This is a genomic window from Cytobacillus sp. FSL K6-0129, assembly GCF_038007625.1.
GTDB classification, from domain to species: domain Bacteria; phylum Bacillota; class Bacilli; order Bacillales; family Cytobacillaceae; genus Cytobacillus; species Cytobacillus kochii.
In genome coordinates, this window is sequence record NZ_JBBOXM010000001.1 from 4,488,749 (window position 1) to 4,508,888 (window position 20,140).

At 37.1% G+C, this 20,140-nt stretch carries 1 protein-coding gene; it reads left to right on the plus strand.

Translation table 11 applies throughout. The features are described 5' to 3' along the window. The first annotated feature begins 10 nt into the window (after positions 1-10). Entirely contained in the window at positions 11-20,110 is a 20,100-nt protein-coding gene (locus MHI57_RS22865) for a non-ribosomal peptide synthase/polyketide synthase (RefSeq protein WP_340978282.1), read from the plus strand. Positions 20,111-20,140: the final 30 nt, after the last annotated feature.

The following is a 20,140-nucleotide window of genomic DNA, read 5'->3' on the forward strand; positions in this document are numbered from 1 at the left end:
GTGATATACGATGCTTAAGCAAGGAAATGTTCAGGATATTTTATACTTGTCTCCTTTACAGGAGGGGATATTATATCACTATCAAAGAAATCCACAATCTAGTGAATACTATCAGCAATTATCACTTAAAATAAATAGAGTGATAGAATTAGACAAATTCAAAAAAGCTTGGGAACATGTAGTTAGAAGTAACGAATGTTTAAGAACTGTGTTTAAATGGAAAAAATTAAGTCGGCCTGTCCAGGTTGTTATACAAAGAAGTGATTTGAATTTTAATATTTTAGATATAAGTGATGAAGATGAATCCAATCAACATAACCTTGTTCGAGATTATAAAGGGATGGATAAGAACAAAATTTTCTCTTTAGATAAAGAGCCTCCTTTTAGAATTCAATTAATTAAAATGTCCGATACTAGTTATGAGCTCTTAATAAGTTATCATCATATTATTTTAGATGGATGGAGTTTGGGGATAATACTAAAAGAGTTTTTAGAGTCTTACGACAATGAAGTATCTGGGCTTCCTCATAACTATATAAATAAAGGAAGTTATAAAGAGTACATTAACTATATTAATGAGTATAATAAAGATAAAAATTTAGCTTTTTTTTGGCTTGATTATTTAAAGGACGTAAGTCCTAACTATTTAGGTATTGATAATGAAAATACACCTAAAAAAATGGAATATCAAAGTCTAGTATTTAGCTCGGAATTATTTTTAAATATTGAAAAGTATTTAAAAGAAAATAAGGTTACACTAGCTGCTTTTATCTATTCTATTTGGGGGATTTTATTACATAAATATCATAATAAAAATGATATAGTATTTGGAACTACTGTTTCGGGTAGAAGCAGTAATATAAGTAATTTAGAAAATACAGCAGGTTTATTTATTAATACAATACCGTGTAAAGTAGCGGTTAATCCTAATCAAACAGTGAGAGAAATTATTTCCAAAACTAATATGGAATTAATTGATAGAAGTTTACGCGAAAATACTTCCCTTGTTAATATAAATAATTATCTAGATTTAAAGAGAGGCCAGCAATTATTTGACTCCTTAATAGTAATAGAAAATTATCCGTTAGATAATTTGTTAAATAATTATGGTCATCATTTGAACTTCGATAGTTTTTCGATAGAGGAAGAGACCAATTACAATTTAGTTCTTACAGCCAATTTAATAGATGGTTTAAATATTACATTTTCCTATAATAACGCTGTGTTTCCAATTAATGAAGTAGATTGGCTTATTAAAAAATTCTATTCTTTGGTTGAACAGGTTGTTCAAAATTACGACATTTCTCTTACTAAATTATCACTTTTATCATTTGAGGAACAAAAACAGATTCTGGAGGAATTTAATGATACTCAAGTAGACTATCGAAAGGATCTTACGATCCAGGCTCTGTTTGAAGAACAAGTAGAGAAAACACCAAATAAGGTGGCAGTAGTAGTCGGTAATCAAGAAATGACTTACAACGAACTAAATGCACGATCGAACCAACTAGCACATACATTACGAGATCGTGGTGTAAAGCCAGATGATGTGGTAGCTATCATGGTGGAACGTTCGTTTGAAATGATTGTAAGTATAATGGGAGTACTCAAAGCAGGTGCAGCTTATTTACCAATCGATCCAGAGCTACCAATAGAGCGAATTAATTACATGTTGAAGGATAGTCGAACGGAGATTTTAGTAAGTCAAGTAACACCGTCAGAGGAGTTAACGTTTGAAGGAGTATGTCTGAGTTTAGAGAAGGAAAGTGTCTTTTCTAGGATTCGAGAGAATCCAATATATGTCAATAAGGCACAGGACTTAGCATATGTAATATATACATCAGGTTCAACGGGTAAGCCAAAGGGTGTAATGATTGAACATCAATCGGTTATTAATCGACTAATGTGGATGCAACGAAAGTACCCATTAAGTCAAAGTGATAGTATTTTACAAAAAACACCATATATGTTTGATGTATCGGTATGGGAATTATTCTGGTGGGCTTTAAGTGGGGCAAGGCTATGTTTCTTAGCTCCAAACGAGGAAAAGAATCCAAGTTCTGTAATCAATGCAATTAAGAAGTATGGAATCACAACAATTCATTTTGTGCCAACAATGTTAGATATTTTTGTTAAGCAGGTTAAAAATAATCAATCAAAAAATACATTAGTAAGTTTGAGAAGGATATTTGTTAGTGGAGAAGAGCTAAAATGGAACCAAGTACAACATTATAACCAAGTAATAGGTAAAGAATATTCAACAGAATTAATTAACCTCTATGGTCCAACAGAAGCAACAGTAGACGTCTCTTATTTTGATGTAAAAGAATTGACAGATAAAGTAGTTCCTATTGGAAAACCAATTGACAATATACATTTATATGTTGTAAATGAACATGTACAACTCCAACCAATTGGAGTGCCAGGAGAACTGTGTATCGCTGGGGACGGAGTCGCCCGAGGTTATCTTGGGAATCCAACCTTAACGGCAGAAAAGTTTGTCGAGAACCCATTTGTTCCGGGAGAACGGATGTATAAAACAGGAGATTTAGCTCGTTGGTTACCAGATGGAAATATAGAGTTTTTAGGAAGAATTGACCATCAAGTAAAAATTCGAGGGTTCCGTATCGAATTGGGAGAAATTGAGAATACGCTTCTATCTCATCCTTTGGTTCAAGATACGGTGGTTATCTCTAGGAAGGAAGTGTCGGATGAAGATTTCTTATGTGCGTATATAGTAGCATCGCAAGATGCATCTGTATCTGAATTACGCACTCACTTAGCTAAAACGTTGCCTGACTATATGATTCCATCGTATTTTGTACCAGTAGATGCCTTGCCGTTAAATGCCAATGGAAAAGTGGATCGTAAAGCGCTTCCTGAACCAAAGGGCTATCTTGCATCTGAGGTACCGTATGTTGCACCACAAACTGATATCCAACAGATGGTAGTGGATATTTGGCAAGAGGTATTGGGAGTGGAACAACCAATTGGAATCCATGATAACTTTTTCGAATTAGGGGGACATTCTTTACGGGCAACAACCGTGATGGCAAAAATTCATCAAAATATGGATGTGGAAGTACCTCTTCGGGTGATTTTCCAGAGTCCAACGATTGAAGAAATTGCATCCTACATTGAAAAAGCACAAAAACAACAATTTAAGTCCATTAAAGTCGTGGAAAAACAGCCTTATTATCCAGTCTCAGCGGCACAGAAACGAATGTATATTTTAAACCAAATGGACAAACAAAGTACTTCGTACAATATGCCCGCAGTGCTTACTTTAGAAGGAAGTGTAGACTTCACACGGTTAGAGAATGCATTTAATCAGCTGGTGGAACGCCATGAAGCATTCCGTACGGAATTCATTATAAAAGATGGTGTACCAGTTCAACGGGTAGTAGATTCAGTTCCTTTTTCAGTCCAGGTCTTAGAAAAGACGGAGGTCGCTGTAGAAGAACAAATCCAATCGTTTATTCAACCTTTTGATCTACAACAGGCACCGTTACTAAGGGTGGGACTTCTTCAGGAGTCTGAAGAACAGCATATTTTAATAATTGATATGCATCATATCATTTCCGATGGCCATTCATTAACCTTGTTAACTGAAGAATTTTCAACACTTTATGCCGATGGAGCGTTACCAGACCTACGAATTCAATATAAGGATTATGCTGTATGGCAACAATCCCAATTAAAAAGCGATGAGATGAAGGAACACAAGGAGTACTGGTTGAAACAGTTTGAATCCGGTATTCCAATACTGGACTTACCAACTGATTATCCACGTCCAGCTGTTCAGAGTTATGAAGGGGATAGTGTGGATTTCACCCTTAGTCAAGAGGTCACAGAGAAACTCCGAGAAATCGCAAAGAAACACAATGTAACGATGTACATGCTTCTGTTCGCTGCGTACAACACGTTATTGTACAAATATACGGGCCAAGAAGAAATAGTGGTAGGGACACCGATTGCGGGAAGAACTCACGCGGATATGGAGAAAATCGTGGGAATGTTTGTCAATACCTTGGCATTAAAGATGAACCCGCGAGGGGACATGGCGTTTTCAGAGTTTCTAGCACAGGTTAAAAGTCAGACTCTTGAGGCATACCAACACCAAGATTATCAATTTGAAGAATTAGTTGAACAACTAGATGTAGAACGAGATATGAGCCGACACCCGTTATTTGATACCATGTTTAATTTTGAAACGATTGATAGCCAAGCATTAAGTATGGCCGATCTTATAGTTGAGCCGTATACCTATGAATCATTGATTACGAAATTTGATTTAACACTTGGTATTACAGAAACTAATGATGGATTGATGGGTGCAATTGAATTCAGTCAAAAGTTATTTAAACGAGAAACAATCGAACGATGGAAAACACACTTTATTGAGCTATTAACTCAACTTTCTGTCAACGGAGAAGACCAACGAATAGCGGATATTGGAGTGCTAACTCAGTCAGAACGAAAACAGATTCTGGAGGAATTTAATGATACTCAAGTAGACTATCGAAAGGATCTTACGATCCAGGCTCTGTTTGAAGAACAAGTAGAGAAAACACCAAATAAGGTGGCAGTAGTAGTCGGTAATCAAGAAATGACTTACAACGAACTAAATGCACGATCGAACCAACTAGCACATACATTACGAGATCGTGGTGTAAAGCCAGATGATGTGGTAGCTATCATGGTGGAACGTTCGTTTGAAATGATTGTAAGTATAATGGGAGTACTCAAAGCAGGTGCAGCTTATTTACCAATCGATCCAGAGCTACCAATAGAGCGAATTAATTACATGTTGAAGGATAGTCGAACGGAGATTTTAGTAAGTCAAGTAACACCGTCAGAGGAGTTAACGTTTGAAGGAGTATGTCTGAGTTTAGAGAAGGAAAGTGTCTTTTCTAGGATTCGAGAGAATCCAATATATGTCAATAAGGCACAGGACTTAGCATATGTAATATATACATCAGGTTCAACGGGTAAGCCAAAGGGTGTAATGATTGAACATTTAGGAATTCATAATCTTGTAAAGTTCATGGAGCGGTTTGCTTATTTAAATGAAAAATCTCGTATTATCCAATTTGCAACTTTTTCTTTTGATGCTTCTATCTATGAAATTTTTGCAACTTTTATTTGTGGAGCTAAATTATATATACCTAGTAAAGAAGAGATTTTATCTGTTAATCATTTATCCGAATTTTTACAAGAAAACAACATAACTCATGGTCTATTTCCACCTGCAGTTTTAAATCAATTAGATCAATCAATACTAAAAGGGTTAGAGGTTATTATTTCTGGTGGATCTAGATGTAGTAAAGAAATAGTCGCGAAATGTTCGGAACATTCAACGTTTATTAATGCATATGGCCCATCAGAAATAACAGTTATTGCTACGGCAGGGGAATTTGTAGGAGAACATTTTTCTATTGGAAAACCAATTAATAATACTAAAATCTATATTTACGATTCTGATAATAACTTACAACCAATAGGAGTACCAGGAGAATTGTGTGTTGCTGGGGACGGAGTGGCCCAAGGTTATTTTGGGAATCCAACCTTAACGGCAGAAAAGTTTGTCGAGAACCCATTTGTTCCGGGAGAACGGATGTATAAAACAGGAGATTTAGCTCGTTGGTTACCAGATGGAAATATAGAGTTTTTAGGAAGAATTGACCATCAAGTAAAAATTCGAGGGTTCCGTATCGAATTGGGAGAAATTGAGAATACGCTTCTATCTCATCCTTTGGTTCAAGATACGGTGGTTATCTCTAGGAAGGAAGTGTCGGATGAAGATTTCTTATGTGCGTATATAGTAGCATCGCAAGATGCATCTGTATCTGAATTACGCACTCACTTAGCTAAAACGTTGCCTGACTATATGATTCCATCGTATTTTGTACCAGTAGATGCCTTGCCGTTAAATGCCAATGGAAAAGTGGATCGTAAAGCGCTTCCTGAACCAAAGGGCTATCTTGCATCTGAGGTACCGTATGTTGCACCACAAACTGATATCCAACAGATGGTAGTGGATATTTGGCAAGAGGTATTGGGAGTGGAACAACCAATTGGAATCCATGATAACTTTTTCGAATTAGGGGGACATTCTTTACGGGCAACAACCGTGATGGCAAAAATTCATCAAAATATGGATGTGGAAGTACCTCTTCGGGTGATTTTCCAGAGTCCAACGATTGAAGAAATTGCATCCTACATTGAAAAAGCACAAAAACAACAATTTAAGTCCATTAAAGTCGTGGAAAAACAGCCTTATTATCCAGTCTCAGCGGCACAGAAACGAATGTATATTTTAAACCAAATGGACAAACAAAGTACTTCGTACAATATGCCCGCAGTGCTTACTTTAGAAGGAAGTGTAGACTTCACACGGTTAGAGAATGCATTTAATCAGCTGGTGGAACGCCATGAAGCATTCCGTACGGAATTTATTATAAAAGATGGTGTACCAGTTCAACGCGTAGTAGATTCAGTTCCTTTTTCAGTCCAGGTCTTAGAAAAGACGGAGGTCGCTGTAGAAGAACAAATCCAATCGTTTATTCAACCTTTTGATCTACAACAGGCACCGTTACTAAGGGTGGGACTTCTTCAGGAGTCTGAAGAACAGCATATTTTAATAATTGATATGCATCATATCATTTCCGATGGCCATTCATTAACCTTGTTAACTGAAGAATTTTCAACACTTTATGCCGATGGAGCGTTACCAGACCTACGAATTCAATATAAGGATTATGCTGTATGGCAACAATCCCAATTAAAAAGCGATGAGATGAAGGAACACAAGGAGTACTGGTTGAAACAGTTTGAATCCGGTATTCCAATACTGGACTTACCAACTGATTATCCACGTCCAGCTGTTCAGAGTTATGAAGGGGATAGTGTGGATTTCACCCTTAGTCAAGAGGTCACAGAGAAACTCCGAGAAATCGCAAAGAAACACAATGTAACGATGTACATGCTTCTGTTCGCTGCGTACAACACGTTATTGTACAAATATACGGGCCAAGAAGAAATAGTGGTAGGGACACCGATTGCGGGAAGAACTCACGCGGATATGGAGAAAATCGTGGGAATGTTTGTCAATACCTTGGCATTAAAGATGAACCCGCGAGGGGACATGGCGTTTTCAGAGTTTCTAGCACAGGTTAAAAGTCAGACTCTTGAGGCATACCAACACCAAGATTATCAATTTGAAGAATTAGTTGAACAACTAGATGTAGAACGAGATATGAGCCGACACCCGTTATTTGATACCATGTTTAATTTTGAAACGATTGATAGCCAAGCATTAAGTATGGCCGATCTTATAGTTGAGCCGTATACCTATGAATCATTGATTACGAAATTTGATTTAACACTTGGTATTACAGAAACTAATGATGGATTGATGGGTGCAATTGAATTCAGTCAAAAGTTATTTAAACGAGAAACAATCGAACGATGGAAAACACACTTTATTGAGCTATTAACTCAACTGTCTATGAACGGAGAAGACCAACAAATAGCGGATATCGAAGTGCTAACTCAATCGGAACAAAAACAGATTCTGGAGGAATTTAATAATACCCAAGTAGACTATCGAAAGAATCTTACGATTCAGGCTATGTTTGAAGAACAAGTAGAAAAGACACCAAATAAGGTGGCAGTAGTAGTCGGTAATCAAAAGATGACTTATCGAGAGATAAATGAAAAAGCTAATCAATTAGCATACTATTTACACGGAAAAGGTATCTCACGTAATAAACTAGTAGGGGTTTTATTAGAAAAATCTTTTGATTTTATAGTTAGTATTCTAGCAATTATGAAGGCTGGGGGAGGTTTTATGCCTCTTGAGCCTAAAATGCCTAAGGAACGAGTTAAACGTATAGTAGATAATAGTGGAATTTCCTTTTTACTAACAAATAAGTCCAATATTGACCTTGTTAAAACTATAGACGTTTCCGTAATTCGTGTAGATACTTTTTCAGTATTCTCTAATAGAATAGATAACTTAAAAAATGAAAACCGAATTACTGATTTATTATATGTACTGTATTCTTCTGGTACAACAGGTACGCCAAAAGGAATTATGCAAAATCACAAAACTTTAGGGAACCTTCTATCCTATGAGGAAAAACAACTAAAATTACAGTCTAGTGTTATTAGTCAATTTGCTTCTATCGGTTTTGATGTGTGTTATCAAGAAATATTTAGTGCACTATTGTTCGGTGGAAAACTAGTTTTAATAGATGATGATGCAAAAAAAGACACTAGAGAATTATTAAATATCATAGAGTACAATAAAGTAAATATTTTATTTTTACCAACAGCATTTTTAAAATTTTTTGGTAGGGATAAGCAATTTTTAAATGCCTTGTCCTCTAGTATTAACCATATTATTGTTGCTGGTGAAACTTTAGTAGTGCCCGAGGAACTGAAGAGATTTTTGAAAGTCAGAAACGTTTATTTGCACAATCATTATGGACCGACTGAAACACATGTTGTGACTGCTAATGTTATAAATGCTAATGAGGGAATCGATACCTATCCATATATTGGAAAGCCGATTAATAATACTAAAATCTATATTTACGATTCAGATAATAACTTACAACCAATAGGAGTACCAGGAGAATTGTGTGTTGCTGGGGACGGAGTGGCCCAAGGTTATCTTGGGAATCCAACCTTAACGGCAGAAAAGTTTGTCGAGAACCCATTTGTTCCGGGAGAACGGATGTATAAAACAGGAGATTTAGCTCGTTGGTTACCAGATGGAAATATAGAGTTTTTAGGAAGAATTGACCATCAAGTAAAAATTCGAGGGTTCCGTATCGAATTGGGAGAAATTGAGAATACGCTTCTATCTCATCCTTTGGTTCAAGATACGGTGGTTATCTCTAGGAAGGAAGTGTCGGATGAAGATTTCTTATGTGCGTATATAGTAGCATCGCAAGATGCATCTGTATCTGAATTACGCACTCACTTAGCTAAAACGTTGCCTGACTATATGATTCCATCGTATTTTGTACCAGTAGATGCCTTGCCGTTAAATGCCAATGGAAAAGTGGATCGTAAAGCGCTTCCTGAACCAAAGGGCTATCTTGCATCTGAGGTACCGTATGTTGCACCACAAACTGATATCCAACAGATGGTAGTGGATATTTGGCAAGAGGTATTGGGAGTGGAACAACCAATTGGAATCCATGATAACTTTTTCGAATTAGGGGGACATTCTTTACGGGCAACAACCGTGATGGCAAAAATTCATCAAAATATGGATGTGGAAGTACCTCTTCGGGTGATTTTCCAGAGTCCAACGATTGAAGAAATTGCATCCTACATTGAAAAAGCACAAAAACAACAATTTAAGTCCATTAAAGTCGTGGAAAAACAGCCTTATTATCCAGTCTCAGCGGCACAGAAACGAATGTATATTTTAAACCAAATGGACAAACAAAGTACTTCGTACAATATGCCCGCAGTGCTTACTTTAGAAGGAAGTGTAGACTTCACACGGTTAGAGAATGCATTTAATCAGCTGGTGGAACGCCATGAAGCATTCCGTACGGAATTTATTATAAAAGATGGTGTACCAGTTCAACGCGTAGTAGATTCAGTTCCTTTTTCAGTCCAGGTCTTAGAAAAGACGGAGGTCGCTGTAGAAGAACAAATCCAATCGTTTATTCAACCTTTTGATCTACAACAGGCACCGTTACTAAGGGTGGGACTTCTTCAGGAGTCTGAAGAACAGCATATTTTAATAATTGATATGCATCATATCATTTCCGATGGCCATTCATTAACCTTGTTAACTGAAGAATTTTCAACACTTTATGCCGATGGAGCGTTACCAGACCTACGAATTCAATATAAGGATTATGCTGTATGGCAACAATCCCAATTAAAAAGCGATGAGATGAAGGAACACAAGGAGTACTGGTTGAAACAGTTTGAATCCGGTATTCCAATACTGGACTTACCAACTGATTATCCACGTCCAGCTGTTCAGAGTTATGAAGGGGATAGTGTGGATTTCACCCTTAGTCAAGAGGTCACAGAGAAACTCCGAGAAATCGCAAAGAAACACAATGTAACGATGTACATGCTTCTGTTCGCTGCGTACAACACGTTATTGTACAAATATACGGGCCAAGAAGAAATAGTGGTAGGGACACCGATTGCGGGAAGAACTCACGCGGATATGGAGAAAATCGTGGGAATGTTTGTCAATACCTTGGCATTAAAGATGAACCCGCGAGGGGACATGGCGTTTTCAGAGTTTCTAGCACAGGTTAAAAGTCAGACTCTTGAGGCATACCAACACCAAGATTATCAATTTGAAGAATTAGTTGAACAACTAGATGTAGAACGAGATATGAGCCGACACCCGTTATTTGATACCATGTTTAATTTTGAAACGATTGATAGCCAAGCATTAAGTATGGCCGATCTTATAGTTGAGCCGTATACCTATGAATCATTGATTACGAAATTTGATTTAACACTTGGTATTACAGAAACTAATGATGGATTGATGGGTGCAATTGAATTCAGTCAAAAGTTATTTAAACGAGAAACAATCGAACGATGGAAAACACACTTTATTGAGCTATTAACTCAACTGTCTATGAACGGAGAAGACCAACAAATAGCGGATATCGAAGTGCTAACTCAATCGGAACAAAAACAGATTCTGGAGGAATTTAATAATACCCAAGTAGACTATCGAAAGAATCTTACGATTCAGGCTATGTTTGAAGAACAAGTAGAAAAGACACCAAATAAGGTGGCAGTAGTAGTCGGTAATCAAAAGATGACTTATCGAGAGATAAATGAAAAAGCTAATCAATTAGCATACTATTTACACGGAAAAGGTATCTCACGTAATAAACTAGTAGGGGTTTTATTAGAAAAATCTTTTGATTTTATAGTTAGTATTCTAGCAATTATGAAGGCTGGGGGAGGTTTTATGCCTCTTGAGCCTAAAATGCCTAAGGAACGAGTTAAACGTATAGTAGATAATAGTGGAATTTCCTTTTTACTAACAAATAAGTCCAATATTGACCTTGTTAAAACTATAGACGTTTCCGTAATTCGTGTAGATACTTTTTCAGTATTCTCTAATAGAATAGATAACTTAAAAAATGAAAACCGAATTACTGATTTATTATATGTACTGTATTCTTCTGGTACAACAGGTACGCCAAAAGGAATTATGCAAAATCACAAAACTTTAGGGAACCTTCTATCCTATGAGGAAAAACAACTAAAATTACAGTCTAGTGTTATTAGTCAATTTGCTTCTATCGGTTTTGATGTGTGTTATCAAGAAATATTTAGTGCACTATTGTTCGGTGGAAAACTAGTTTTAATAGATGATGATGCAAAAAAAGACACTAGAGAATTATTAAATATCATAGAGTACAATAAAGTAAATATTTTATTTTTACCAACAGCATTTTTAAAATTTTTTGGTAGGGATAAGCAATTTTTAAATGCCTTGTCCTCTAGTATTAACCATATTATTGTTGCTGGTGAAACTTTAGTAGTGCCCGAGGAACTGAAGAGATTTTTGAAAGTCAGAAACGTTTATTTGCACAATCATTATGGACCGACTGAAACACATGTTGTGACTGCTAATGTTATAAATGCTAATGAGGGAATCGATACCTATCCATATATTGGAAAGCCGATTAATAATACTAAAATCTATATTTACGATTCAGATAATAACTTACAACCAATAGGAGTACCAGGAGAATTGTGTGTTGCTGGGGACGGAGTGGCCCAAGGTTATCTTGGGAATCCAACCTTAACGGCAGAAAAGTTTGTCGAGAACCCATTTGTTCCGGGAGAACGGATGTATAAAACAGGAGATTTAGCTCGTTGGTTACCAGATGGAAATATAGAGTTTTTAGGAAGAATTGACCATCAAGTAAAAATTCGAGGGTTCCGTATCGAATTGGGAGAAATTGAGAATACGCTTCTATCTCATCCTTTGGTTCAAGATACGGTGGTTATCTCTAGGAAGGAAGTGTCGGATGAAGATTTCTTATGTGCGTATATAGTAGCATCGCAAGATGCATCTGTATCTGAATTACGCACTCACTTAGCTAAAACGTTGCCTGACTATATGATTCCATCGTATTTTGTACCAGTAGATGCCTTGCCGTTAAATGCCAATGGAAAAGTGGATCGTAAAGCGCTTCCTGAACCAAAGGGCTATCTTGCATCTGAGGTACCGTATGTTGCACCACAAACTGATATCCAACAGATGGTAGTGGATATTTGGCAAGAGGTATTGGGAGTGGAACAACCAATTGGAATCCATGATAACTTTTTCGAATTAGGGGGACATTCTTTACGGGCAACAACCGTGATGGCAAAAATTCATCAAAATATGGATGTGGAAGTACCTCTTCGGGTGATTTTCCAGAGTCCAACGATTGAAGAAATTGCATCCTACATTGAAAAAGCACAAAAACAACAATTTAAGTCCATTAAAGTCGTGGAAAAACAGCCTTATTATCCAGTCTCAGCGGCACAGAAACGAATGTATATTTTAAACCAAATGGACAAACAAAGTACTTCGTACAATATGCCCGCAGTGCTTACTTTAGAAGGAAGTGTAGACTTCACACGGTTAGAGAATGCATTTAATCAGCTGGTGGAACGCCATGAAGCATTCCGTACGGAATTCATTATAAAAGATGGTGTACCAGTTCAACGGGTAGTAGATTCAGTTCCTTTTTCAGTCCAGGTCTTAGAAAAGACGGAGGTCGCTGTAGAAGAACAAATCCAATCGTTTATTCAACCTTTTGATCTACAACAGGCACCGTTACTAAGGGTGGGACTTCTTCAGGAGTCTGAAGAACAGCATATTTTAATAATTGATATGCATCATATCATTTCCGATGGCCATTCATTAACCTTGTTAACTGAAGAATTTTCAACACTTTATGCCGATGGAGCGTTACCAGACCTACGAATTCAATATAAGGATTATGCTGTATGGCAACAATCCCAATTAAAAAGCGATGAGATGAAGGAACACAAGGAGTACTGGTTGAAACAGTTTGAATCCGGTATTCCAATACTGGACTTACCAACTGATTATCCACGTCCAGCTGTTCAGAGTTATGAAGGGGATAGTGTGGATTTCACCCTTAGTCAAGAGGTCACAGAGAAACTCCGAGAAATCGCAAAGAAACACAATGTAACGATGTACATGCTTCTGTTCGCTGCGTACAACACGTTATTGTACAAATATACGGGCCAAGAAGAAATAGTGGTAGGGACACCGATTGCGGGAAGAACTCACGCGGATATGGAGAAAATCGTGGGAATGTTTGTCAATACCTTGGCATTAAAGATGAACCCGCGAGGGGACATGGCGTTTTCAGAGTTTCTAGCACAGGTTAAAAGTCAGACTCTTGAGGCATACCAACACCAAGATTATCAATTTGAAGAATTAGTTGAACAACTAGATGTAGAACGAGATATGAGCCGACACCCGTTATTTGATACCATGTTTAATTTTGAAACGATTGATAGCCAAGCATTAAGTATGGCCGATCTTATAGTTGAGCCGTATACCTATGAATCATTGATTACAAAATTTGATTTATCATTTGGTATTACAGAAACTAATGATGGATTGATGGGTGCAATTGAATTCAGTCAAAAGTTATTTAAACGAGAAACAATCGAACGATGGAAAACACACTTTATTGAGCTATTAACTCAACTTTCTGTCAACGGAGAAGACCAACGAATAGCGGATATTGGAGTGCTAACTCAGTCAGAACGAAAACAGATTCTGGAGGAATTTAATGATACTCAAGTAGACTATCGAAAGGATCTTACGATCCAGGCTCTGTTTGAAGAACAAGTAGAGAAAACACCAAATAAGGTGGCAGTAGTAGTCGGTAATCAAGAAATGACTTACAACGAACTAAATGCACGATCGAACCAACTAGCACATACATTACGAGATCGTGGTGTAAAGCCAGATGATGTGGTAGCTATCATGGTGGAACGTTCGTTTGAAATGATTGTAAGTATAATGGGAGTACTCAAAGCAGGTGCAGCTTATTTACCAATCGATCCAGAGCTACCAATAGAGCGAATTAATTACATGTTGAAGGATAGTCGAACGGAGATTTTAGTAAGTCAAGTAACACCGTCAGAGGAGTTAACGTTTGAAGGAGTATGTCTGAGTTTAGAGAAGGAAAGTGTCTTTTCTAGGATTCGAGAGAATCCAATATATGTCAATAAGGCACAGGACTTAGCATATGTAATATATACATCAGGTTCAACGGGTAAGCCAAAGGGTGTAATGATTGAACATCAATCGGTTATTAATCGACTAATGTGGATGCAACGAAAGTACCCATTAAGTCAAAGTGATAGTATTTTACAAAAAACACCATATATGTTTGATGTATCGGTATGGGAATTATTCTGGTGGGCTTTAAGTGGGGCAAGGCTATGTTTCTTAGCTCCAAACGAGGAAAAGAATCCAAGTTCTGTAATCAATGCAATTAAGAAGTATGGAATCACAACAATTCATTTTGTGCCAACAATGTTAGATATTTTTGTTAAGCAGGTTAAAAATAATCAATCAAAAAATACATTAGTAAGTTTGAGAAGGATATTTGTTAGTGGAGAAGAGCTAAAATGGAACCAAGTACAACATTATAACCAAGTAATAGGTAAAGAATATTCAACAGAATTAATTAACCTCTATGGTCCAACAGAAGCAACAGTAGACGTCTCTTATTTTGATGTAAAAGAATTGACAGATAAAGTAGTTCCTATTGGAAAACCAATTGACAATATACATTTATATGTTGTAAATGAACATGTACAACTCCAACCAATTGGAGTGCCAGGAGAACTGTGTATCGCTGGGGACGGAGTCGCCCGAGGTTATCTTGGGAATCCAACCTTAACGGCAGAAAAGTTTGTCGAGAACCCATTTGTTCCGGGAGAACGGATGTATAAAACAGGAGATTTAGCTCGTTGGTTACCAGATGGAAATATAGAGTTTTTAGGAAGAATTGACCATCAAGTAAAAATTCGAGGGTTCCGTATCGAATTGGGAGAAATTGAGAATACGCTTCTATCTCATCCTTTGGTTCAAGATACGGTGGTTATCTCTAGGAAGGAAGTGTCGGATGAAGATTTCTTATGTGCGTATATAGTAGCATCGCAAGATGCATCTGTATCTGAATTACGCACTCACTTAGCTAAAACGTTGCCTGACTATATGATTCCATCGTATTTTGTACCAGTAGATGCCTTGCCGTTAAATGCCAATGGAAAAGTGGATCGTAAAGCGCTTCCTGAACCAAAGGGCTATCTTGCATCTGAGGTACCGTATGTTGCACCACAAACTGATATCCAACAGATGGTAGTGGATATTTGGCAAGAGGTATTGGGAGTGGAACAACCAATTGGAATCCATGATAACTTTTTCGAATTAGGGGGACATTCTTTACGGGCAACAACCGTGATGGCAAAAATTCATCAAAATATGGATGTGGAAGTACCTCTTCGGGTGATTTTCCAGAGTCCAACGATTGAAGAAATTGCATCCTACATTGAAAAAGCACAAAAACAACAATTTAAGTCCATTAAAGTCGTGGAAAAACAGCCTTATTATCCAGTCTCAGCGGCACAGAAACGAATGTATATTTTAAACCAAATGGACAAACAAAGTACTTCGTACAATATGCCCGCAGTGCTTACTTTAGAAGGAAGTGTAGACTTCACACGGTTAGAGAATGCATTTAATCAGCTGGTGGAACGCCATGAAGCATTCCGTACGGAATTTATTATAAAAGATGGTGTACCAGTTCAACGCGTAGTAGATTCAGTTCCTTTTTCAGTCCAGGTCTTAGAAAAGACGGAGGTCGCTGTAGAAGAACAAATCCAATCGTTTATTCAACCTTTTGATCTACAACAGGCACCGTTACTAAGGGTGGGACTTCTTCAGGAGTCTGAAGAACAGCATATTTTAATAATTGATATGCATCATATCATTTCCGATGGCCATTCATTAACCTTGTTAACTGAAGAATTTTCAACACTTTATGCCGATGGAGCGTTACCAGACCTACGAATTCAATATAAGGATTATGCTGTATGGCAACAATCCCAATTAAAAAGCGATGAGATGAAGGAACACAAGGAGTACTGGTTGAAACAGTTTGAATCCGGTATTCCAATACTGGACTTACCAACTGATTATCCACGTCCAGTTGTTCAGAGTTATGAAGGGGATAGTGTGGATTTCACCCTTAGTCAAGAGGTCACAGAGAAACTCCGAGAAATCGCAAAGAAACACAATGTAACGATGTACATGCTTCTGTTCGCTGCGTACAACACGTTATTGTACAAATATACGGGCCAAGAAGAAATAGTGGTAGGGACACCGATTGCGGGAAGAACTCACGCGGATATGGAGAAAATCGTGGGAATGTTTGTCAATACCTTGGCATTAAAGATGAACCCGCGAGGGGACATGGCGTTTTCAGAGTTTCTAGCACAGGTTAAAAGTCAGACTCTTGAGGCATACCAACACCAAGATTATCAATTTGAAGAATTAGTTGAACAACTAGATGTAGAACGAGATATGAGCCGACACCCGTTATTTGATACCATGTTTAATTTTGAAACGATTGATAGCCAAGCATTAAGTATGGCCGATCTTATAGTTGAGCCGTATACCTATGAATCATTGATTACGAAATTTGATTTAACACTTGGTATTACAGAAACTAATGATGGATTGATGGGTGCAATTGAATTCAGTCAAAAGTTATTTAAACGAGAAACAATCGAACGATGGAAAACACACTTTATTGAGCTATTAACTCAACTTTCTGTCAACGGAGAAGACCAACGAATAGCGGATATTGGAGTGCTAACTCAGTCAGAACGAAAACAGATTCTGGAGGAATTTAATGATACTCAAGTAGACTATCGAAAGGATCTTACGATCCAGGCTCTGTTTGAAGAACAAGTAGAGAAAACACCAAATAAGGTGGCAGTAGTAGTCGGTAATCAAGAAATGACTTACAACGAACTAAATGCACGATCGAACCAACTAGCACATACATTACGAGATCGTGGTGTAAAGCCAGATGATGTGGTAGCTATCATGGTGGAACGTTCGTTTGAAATGATTGTAAGTATAATGGGAGTACTCAAAGCAGGTGCAGCTTATTTACCAATCGATCCAGAGCTACCAATAGAGCGAATTAATTATATGTTGAAGGATAGCCGAACGGAGATTTTAGTAAGTCAAGTAACACTTTCAGAGGAGTTAACGTTTGAAGGAGTATGTCTGAGTTTAGAGAAGGAAAGTGTCTTTTCTAGGATTCGAGAGAATCCAATAAATGTCAATAAGGCACAAGACTTAGCATATGTAATATATACATCAGGTTCAACGGGTAAGCCAAAGGGTGTAATGATTGAACATCAATCGGTTATGAATATATTTTTTAGCATGTTAAATAATTTAAATTTCAATGGAGACTATACGACATTAAGTTTAACAACTATTTCTTTTGATATTTTTGTACTAGAAACTATTTTCCCAATTACTAGCGGTATGAAAGTGATAATTGAAAAAGAAAAACACGATGAGGTATTTCTGAAAGAATTAATAGGGGATTCTAACATTAATACTTTACAACTTACGCCATCAAGATTTAAGAGTTTAATGAGATTTGAAGGATTCTCTGAACTTTTGTCAAACATTGAAACATTATTAATTGGTGGTGAAGCTATATCAAGAGATTTAATAGAAATTATTAAGAGACATACTAAAAACGATATTTATAATGTGTATGGACCGACTGAAACGACTATTTGGTCAACTGTTAAAGTATTATCTCATGGTGACGAGTTATCCATCGGGAAACCAATCAATAATACAAGGATTTATATTTACGATCCGGAGAATAATTTACAACCGATCGGCATTCCAGGAGAACTGTGTATCGCTGGAGACGGAGTCGCTCGAGGTTATCTTGGGAATCCAACCTTAACGGCAGAAAAGTTTGTCGAGAACCCATTTGTTCCGGGAGAACGGATGTATAAAACAGGAGATTTAGCTCGTTGGTTACCAGATGGAAATATAGAGTTTTTAGGAAGAATTGACCATCAAGTAAAAATTCGAGGGTTCCGTATCGAATTGGGAGAAATTGAGAATACGCTTCTATCTCATCCTTTGGTTCAAGATACGGTGGTTATCTCTAGGAAGGAAGTGTCGGATGAAGATTTCTTATGTGCGTATATAGTAGCATCGCAAGATGCATCTGTATCTGAATTACGCACTCACTTAGCTAAAACGTTGCCTGACTATATGATTCCATCGTATTTTGTACCAGTAGATGCCTTGCCGTTAAATGCCAATGGAAAAGTGGATCGTAAAGCGCTTCCTGAACCAAAGGGCTATCTTGCATCTGAGGTACCGTATGTTGCACCACAAACTGATATCCAACAGATGGTAGTGGATATTTGGCAAGAGGTATTGGGAGTGGAACAACCAATTGGAATCCATGATAACTTTTTCGAATTAGGGGGACATTCTTTACGGGCAACAACCGTGATGGCAAAAATTCATCAAAATATGGATGTGGAAGTACCTCTTCGGGTGATTTTCCAGAGTCCAACGATTGAAGAAATTGCATCCTACATTGAAAAAGCACAAAAACAACAATTTAAGTCCATTAAAGTCGTGGAAAAACAGCCTTATTATCCAGTCTCAGCGGCACAGAAACGAATGTATATTTTAAACCAAATGGACAAACAAAGTACTTCGTACAATATGCCCGCAGTGCTTACTTTAGAAGGAAGTGTAGACTTCACACGGTTAGAGAATGCATTTAATCAGCTGGTGGAACGCCATGAAGCATTCCGTACGGAATTCATTATAAAAGATGGTGTACCAGTTCAACGGGTAGTAGATTCAGTTCCTTTTTCAGTCCAGGTCTTAGAAAAGACGGAGGTCGCTGTAGAAGAACAAATCCAATCGTTTATTCAACCTTTTGATCTACAACAGGCACCGTTACTAAGGGTGGGACTTCTTCAGGAGTCTGAAGAACAGCATATTTTAATAATTGATATGCATCATATCATTTCCGATGGCCATTCATTAACCTTGTTAACTGAAGAATTTTCAACACTTTATGCCGATGGAGCGTTACCAGACCTACGAATTCAATATAAGGATTATGCTGTATGGCAACAATCCCAATTAAAAAGCGATGAGATGAAGGAACACAAGGAGTACTGGTTGAAACAGTTTGAATCCGGTATTCCAATACTGGACTTACCAACTGATTATCCACGTCCAGTTGTTCAGAGTTATGAAGGGGATAGTGTGGATTTCACCCTTAGTCAAGAGGTCACAGAGAAACTCCGAGAAATCGCAAAGAAACACAATGTAACGATGTACATGCTTCTGTTCGCTGCGTACAACACGTTATTGTACAAATATACGGGCCAAGAAGAAATAGTGGTAGGGACACCGATTGCGGGAAGAACTCACGCGGATATGGAGAAAATCGTGGGAATGTTTGTCAATACCTTGGCATTAAAGATGAACCCGCGAGGGGACATGGCGCTTTCAGAGTTTTTAGCACAGGTTAAAAGTCAGACTCTTGAAGCATACCAACATCAAGATTATCAATTTGAAGAATTAGTTGAACGATTAGGATTAGAAAGAAATACTGGAAGACACCCATTATTCGATACGATGTTTGTTTTACAAAATAATAATAAGGTTGAACTTGAATTTAATGAAATTAAGCTTACTTCATCGTTTAAAGCTAATAAAACATCAAAATTTGATTTATGGTTAGGTGCAGAAGAAAATCAGAATAAAATAAATCTCACTTTAGAATATTCATCAAAATTATTTCATAGGAAATCTATTGAGGTGTTTATCAATCATTTTCAGCAAATACTAACTTATATAACAACTGATGATAAACTAAAAATAGAACAAATCAAATTGAATTATGACTCTTTCGTACCAAATAATAATATTTTTATAGATGAAGAAAAACCTTTTAGTTTTAGCTGATTTAATAAATTATCAAGGGGATTATTTATA

Excerpts from the sequence above, each read along its gene's own strand:
- MHI57_RS22865 (WP_340978282.1), top strand. The coding sequence starts at position 11 with ATGCTTAAGCAAGGAAATGTTCAGGATATTTTATACTTGTCTCCTTTA.